The sequence below is a fragment of the Micromonospora sp. DT31 genome (assembly GCF_049841795.1).
In the GTDB taxonomy this organism is placed as follows: Bacteria; Actinomycetota; Actinomycetes; order Mycobacteriales; family Micromonosporaceae; genus Micromonospora.
Map to the genome: position 1 here is coordinate 1 of NZ_JBNCKZ010000052.1, position 1,443 is coordinate 1,443.

The window sequence follows — 1,443 nt, forward strand, 5'->3', positions numbered from 1 at the left end:
GTTCAGCAGTCGTAGTACATGGCGAACTCGTGCGGGGTCGGCCGCAGGCGCACCGGGTCGACCTCGTTGGACCGCTTCCAGTCGACCCAGGTGGAGATCAGGTCGGGGGTGAACACGCCACCGTCGAGCAGGTAGTCGTGGTCGGCCTCCAACGCGTCGAGCACCTCGGGCAGGGAGCCGGGGACCTGCTTGACGTCGCCCCACTCCTCCGGGGGGAGGTCGTAGAGGTCCTTGTCGATGGGGGCGGGGGGTTCGGTCTTGTTCTTGATGCCGTCGAGGCCGGCCATGAGCATGGCGGAGAAGGCGAGGTAGACGTTGGCCGAGGGGTCGGGGACGCGGAATTCGACGCGCTTGGCCTTGGGGTTGCTGCCGGTGACCGGGATGCGGGTGCAGGCGGAGCGGTTGCGCTGGGAGTAGACGAGGTTGACGGGTGCTTCGAAGCCGGGTACGAGGCGGCGGTAGGAGTTCACCGTGGGGTTGGTGAAGGCGAGCAGGGAGGGGGCGTGGTGCAGGAGGCCGCCGATGTACCAGCGGGCGGTGTCGGACAGGCCGGCGTAGCCGGTCTCGTCGTAGAACAGGGGTTCGCCGCCGCGCCAGAGGCTCTGGTGGGTGTGCATGCCGGAGCCGTTGTCGCCGAACAGCGGCTTGGGCATGAACGTGGCCGTCTTGCCGTTGGCCCACGCCTCGTTCTTCACGATGTACTTGAACAGTTGGAGCTGGTCACCGGCGTGCAGCAGCGTGGAGAACTTGTAGTTGATCTCCGCCTGGCCGGCCGTGCCGACCTCGTGGTGCGAGCGCTCGACGGTGAAGCCGGTGTCGATCAGGCGCCGCACGATCGAGTCACGCAGGTCGGCGTAGTGGTCGACCGGCGGGACGGGGAAGTAGCCGCCCTTGTAGGCGGTCTTGTAACCCCGGTTGCCGCCCTCTTCCTCGCGTCCGGTGTTCCAGGCGCCCTCGATCGAGTCGATGTAGTAGAAGGCCTGGTTGGCCGACGTCTCGTGGCGGATGGAGTCGAAGATGTAGAACTCCGCCTCCGGCCCGAAGTACGCGGTGTCGGCGATCCCGCTCGCGGCGAGGTAGGCCTCGGCCTTCTTGGCGACGTTGCGGGGGTCGCGGGAGTAGGCCTCGCGGGTGAACGGGTCGTGGACGAAGAAGTTCAGCGCGAGGGTCTTCTGCGCCCGGAACGGGTCGATGAACGCGGTGGCCACGTCCGGGAGCAGGAGCATGTCCGACTCGTGGATCGACTGGAACCCGCGGATCGACGACCCGTCGAAGGCGAGACCGTCGCTGAACACGCTGTCGTCGAACGACTCGACCGGCAGGTTGAAGTGCTGCATCACGCCGGGCAGGTCACAGAAACGTACGTCGACGAACTTGACGTCCTCGTTGGCGAGGTATCGCAGGAGTTCCTCGGAATTGGCGAACACACGTCCTCCTGGCAGG

General features: G+C 66.5%; 1 protein-coding gene. It reads right to left on the minus strand.

Going from position 1 to position 1,443, the window contains the following annotated elements:
• Positions 1-2: 2 nt before the first annotated feature.
• Positions 3-1,427: a type I glutamate--ammonia ligase gene (glnA, locus tag ACLQ2X_RS28320; protein WP_425684126.1), complete on the minus strand. Its 1,425-nt coding sequence runs from the start codon at positions 1,425-1,427 to the stop codon at positions 3-5.
• Between the last annotated feature and the right edge of the window lie 16 nt (positions 1,428-1,443).